A 4401-nucleotide genomic window follows, 5' to 3' on the forward strand; every position below is an offset into this window, starting at 1 on the left:
AGGAAGATTCCTTTACGGATGGTCTGCTGGATTGCCCGCACTACACCCGACCTGAGGTGTATGCGGATCAGCGTGTTCCCGACGTGTTGCTAAGTGGCAATCACGCGCATATCCGGCGTTGGCGTTTACAGCAGTCCCTTGGTCGGACCTATGAACGACGCGCCGATCTTCTGGAAAGCCGCTCGCTTTCTGGAGAAGAGAAGAAGCTGCTCGAGGAATACATCCGCGAGCGGGACGATAGTTAACAACGTATCGATGGTAGATCAGTTGATTTACCTTAGGAGCACAGCATGACCAACAAAATCATCCTTGCACTCGAAGCAGAGCAGATGACCAAAGAAATCCCTACCTTTGCCCCAGGCGACACCATTGTCGTTCAGGTGAAAGTGAAGGAAGGCGATCGTTCCCGTCTGCAAGCGTTCGAAGGCGTTGTCATCGCCAAGCGTAACCGCGGCGTGAACAGTGCGTTCACCGTTCGTAAAATCTCCAACGGTGTTGGCGTAGAACGTACTTTCCAGACCTACTCCCCGCAGATCGACAGCATGGCTGTCAAACGTCGCGGTGACGTACGTAAAGCCAAGCTGTACTACCTGCGCGACCTGTCGGGTAAAGCAGCTCGCATCAAGGAAAAACTGGCTTAAGTCCAGCTTCCGATGCAGAAAAAAGCAGCCTACGGGCTGCTTTTTTGTTGCCCGCAATTCAACCCGCCTCCCCTGTAGGAGCTGCCGAAGGCTCGGGCCGCGTTCGGACGATCTTTTGATCTTGCTTTCAATTCGGAAGCCCGCGATTTACGAGCAATAACCCATGACCACCCGCGACCAGGAAATCCAGCGCCGCACCGAACTCTCGGTAACCCGCGTGACCAAAGCCGTCTTCCCGCCGACCACCAACCATCACAACACCCTGTTCGGCGGCACCGCGCTGGCGTGGATGGACGAAGTGTCGTTCATCACCGCCACACGCTTCTGCCGTCTGCCATTGGTGACTGTGTCCACCGACCGGATTGACTTCAATCATGCGATCCCGGCTGGTTCGATCGTCGAGCTGGTAGGGCGGGTGATCAAAGTCGGCAACACCAGCCTCAAGGTCGAGGTTGAGGTGTTCGTCGAGAGCATGAGTTGTGACGGCCGCGAGAAAGCGATCCACGGGCAGTTCAGCTTTGTGGCAATTGATGATGACAAGCGGCCGGTGCCGGTGCTACCCGGATTTCCTGCCTGATCCGGAACCGAGTCGCGCCATTCGCGAGCAGGATCGCTCCCACAGGTTTTGTTTCGGACACAATTTCCGATCACAGTGGGAGCGAGCCTGCTCGCGAAGGTGTCAGCTCAGACGCCGCTGGCCTCCGGCTGAATCAATGCCAACAAGGTCCATCCTGATCCTGGTTTCACAGCTGTCTCCGGCGTCACCACATGCACCCAGCCGCTGTCATCACGCATGAACAGCAGGGTCGCCCGATTGCCATGCAATGCCTGATAGTCCTCCCAGCCAAAACCGTCGGTCAGCGTCGTGCTGTACAGCTCGGCGCCGTTGCTGATCAGGCTGGCCAGCTTGGCATAGGTCAGCGCCTCGCTCCCCAGCTGATTACCGCGATGCTCCAGACTCGCGCGATGCTTGTCAGTGCGACGAGTTTCCTGACCGCTGGCCAGACCGAACAAACGCTGGTGACCAAAGTCGTGGCGAAAGCGCATTGCCGCCAAAGTATTCAGTTCGCCCGAGGCGATAGCGCCAATAGATGCCCCAGCCCCACCAGATCCAGATGCGCATCGGCATGCTGCGACGCCGGGTTACCGAAGTACGTCGGCAAACCCTCCATGCGTGCTGCACGAATATTTTCCCAACTCGAATCGGTCAACAGCACGCGGCTGCCCAGTTGCTGCAACGATTTGCCCAGCAGACGCGCCGGGCCGTTGGCGCCGACGATCAGGAAGCCGCTCGGCGCCGGTTCGGCAACGTTCAGCAAACGTGCCAAGGGTCGCGCGGTTGCGCTTTGCAGCACCACCGTGCCGATGATCACCGCGAAAGTCAGCGGCACCAGCAGCAACGCGCCTTCGTGTCCGGCTTGATCCAGGCGAATCGCGAAAATCGCCGACACCGCCGCCGCCACGATCCCGCGCGGGGCGATCCAGCACAGCAAGGCGCGTTCACGCCAGCTCAGGCTGGAGCCGGCAGTGCTCAGCAGCACGTTCAGCGGGCGCGCGATCAGTTGAATCACCAGCAGCAGAATCAGCACCAACGGCCCGAGGCTGATCAGTGCATGCAGATCCAGCCGCGCCGCGAGCAGAATGAACAGTCCGGAAATCAGCAGCACGCTGAGGTTTTCCTTGAAGTGCAGGATGTGCCGCACATCCACGCCCTTCATGTTCGCCAGCCACATGCCCATCAGCGTCACCGCCAACAGACCGGACTCATGCATCACCTGATTGGCGGCAATGAAAATCCCCAGCACCGCCGCCAGTGAGGCGAGGTTGTGCAGGTATTCCGGCAGCCATTGGCGACGGATGATGGTGCCGAGCACCCAGCCGCCGACCACCCCGAATACGCTGCCGCAGAGGATCACGCCGCCGAAGGTCAGCAGGCTCTGTTCGAGACCGTTACCCTCCGAGCGGGCGATAATGAAGCTGTAGACCACCACCGCAAGCAGGGCGCCAATCGGGTCGATGACGATGCCTTCCCAGCGCAGGATGTTGGCGATCGAGGCTTTCGGCCGCACCACCCGCAGCATCGGCACGATCACCGTCGGCCCGGTCACCAGCGTCAGGCTGCCGAACAGAATTGCCAGCAACCAGTCGAAGCCGAGCAAGAAGTGGGTCGCGACGGCAATCACCACCCAGGTCGTGAGCGCGCCGATAGTCACCAGGCGATGCACGACGCTGCCGATCTCGCGCCATTCCGACAGATGCAGGGTCAGACTGCCCTCAAACAGGATCAACGCGACCGCCAGCGACACCAGCGGCATCAGCAGCGGGCCGAACATTTCCTGCGGGTCGAGCCAGCCGAGCACCGGGCCTGCGAGAATCCCGGTCAGCAACAAAAACAGAATGGCCGGTAGCTTCAGGCGCCACGCCAGCCACTGGCAACCCAGCGCAGCGGCGCCGATCCCGCCAAATGCCAAGAGAATTTGTTGTTCGTTCATTGAAGCTCCTTGTTCCTTGAAATGGCGGGCTATGAAAGACTAGCGGCCATTCCTACAGTTCACTCGACATTTGCGCGCAGCCCCGGAGGTTGTGTGTCTTGAGCGCCCATGCCTGCCATCGACCACCCGCTGATTGACCAATTCCTCGACGCCCTGTGGCTGGAAAAGGGCCTGTCCGACAATACCCGCGGCGCCTACCGCAGCGATCTGGCGCTGTTCAATGGCTGGCTGCAGGAGAAAAACCTCGAGCTGATCAATGCTGGTCGCGAGTTGATCCTCGATCACCTGTCCTGGCGTCTGGAGCAGAACTACAAACCGCGCTCCACCGCCCGGTTTCTCTCCGGTGTGCGTGGCTTTTATCGCTATCTGCTGAGGGAGAAGCTGATTACGGTCGATCCGACCTTGCGCGTCGACATGCCGCAACTGGGCAGGCCACTGCCCAAATCGTTGTCGGAAGCGGACGTCGAAGCGCTGCTCAAAGCGCCGGACCTGAGCGAAGCCATCGGTCAGCGTGATCGCGCGATGCTTGAAGTGCTGTACGCCTGCGGGCTGCGCGTGACCGAACTGGTGAGTCTGACGCTGGAGCAGGTCAACTTGCGTCAGGGCGTGCTGCGGGTGATGGGCAAGGGCAGCAAGGAACGCCTGGTGCCGATGGGCGAGGAGGCGATTGTCTGGGTCGAGCGCTACCTGCGTGATGGCCGCAGCGAGCTGCTGGGCGGGCGCCCCAGCGATGTGCTGTTCCCCAGCCAGCGCGGCGAACAGATGACGCGCCAGACCTTCTGGCACCGGATCAAGCATTGGGCCAAGGTCGCCGGGATCGGCAAATCGTTGTCACCGCACACCTTGCGTCACGCGTTTGCCACGCACCTGCTCAACCACGGCGCCGACCTGCGGGTGGTGCAGATGCTGCTGGGGCACAGTGATCTGTCGACCACGCAGATTTACACCCATGTGGCGCGGGCTCGCCTACAAGATCTCCACGCCAAACATCACCCAAGAGGCTGATTGCCCCCCCTGTAGGAGCTGCCGAAGGTGCGATCTTTTGATCTTGCTTGTGATTCCAAAAGCAAAAGTCAAAAGATCGCACCTTCGGCAGCTCCTACATGTCTTGTGTCAGGCGCATTCGGCCACCGTGGCCTTATGTGTTAGGCTTTGCCGGTTTGCACGATGGACGGTTATGACCCGGTGTTCCCGGCACGGGCGTTCTGACCGTTTCATTTGTCCGCCTTCAGGAGTTCTCATGCGTCTGACCCAGATTTTCGCCGCCG

General features: G+C 60.1%; 3 protein-coding genes and 2 pseudogenes. 4 read left to right on the forward strand and 1 reads right to left on the reverse strand.

All coding sequences use genetic code 11. From position 1 onward, the window contains the following. The 3 genes and pseudogenes from HT737_RS21000 to HT737_RS21010 all read left to right on the forward strand — a co-directional run. Positions 1-245: pseudogene (locus tag HT737_RS21000) on the forward strand (tRNA (guanosine(37)-N1)-methyltransferase TrmD); the annotation flags it as partial. A 45-nt stretch (positions 246-290) separates the two neighbouring features. After that, a complete protein-coding gene (gene rplS, locus HT737_RS21005; RefSeq protein ID WP_003175895.1) occupies positions 291-641 on the forward strand; it encodes a 50S ribosomal protein L19 in 351 nt (116 codons plus the stop codon). A 163-nt stretch (positions 642-804) separates the two neighbouring features. Then, positions 805-1218 (forward strand): acyl-CoA thioesterase, encoded by a 414-nt coding sequence (locus HT737_RS21010; RefSeq protein WP_108181783.1) that lies wholly within the window; start codon positions 805-807, stop codon positions 1216-1218. Positions 1219-1325: 107 nt separating this feature from the next. Here the strand turns inward: HT737_RS21010 and HT737_RS21015 are convergent. Then, positions 1326-3133: pseudogene (locus HT737_RS21015) on the reverse strand (cation:proton antiporter). Positions 3134-3241: 108 nt separating this feature from the next. Between HT737_RS21015 and xerD the strand changes: the two are divergent. Next, positions 3242-4138 carry a site-specific tyrosine recombinase XerD gene (xerD, locus tag HT737_RS21020; protein ID WP_041063163.1) on the forward strand — a complete coding sequence of 299 codons (897 nt, stop codon included), beginning with the start codon at positions 3242-3244 and terminating at the stop codon, positions 4136-4138. Positions 4139-4401: the final 263 nt, after the last annotated feature.

Source organism: Pseudomonas sp. MD195_PC81_125, from assembly GCF_014060985.1.
In the GTDB taxonomy this organism is placed as follows: Bacteria; Pseudomonadota; Gammaproteobacteria; order Pseudomonadales; family Pseudomonadaceae; genus Aquipseudomonas; species Aquipseudomonas parakoreensis.

Excerpts from the sequence above, each read along its gene's own strand:
- rplS (WP_003175895.1), top strand. The coding sequence starts at position 291 with ATGACCAACAAAATCATCCTTGCACTCGAAGCAGAGCAGATGACCAAA.
- HT737_RS21010 (WP_108181783.1), top strand. The coding sequence starts at position 805 with ATGACCACCCGCGACCAGGAAATCCAGCGCCGCACCGAACTCTCGGTA.
- xerD (WP_041063163.1), top strand. The coding sequence starts at position 3,242 with ATGCCTGCCATCGACCACCCGCTGATTGACCAATTCCTCGACGCCCTG.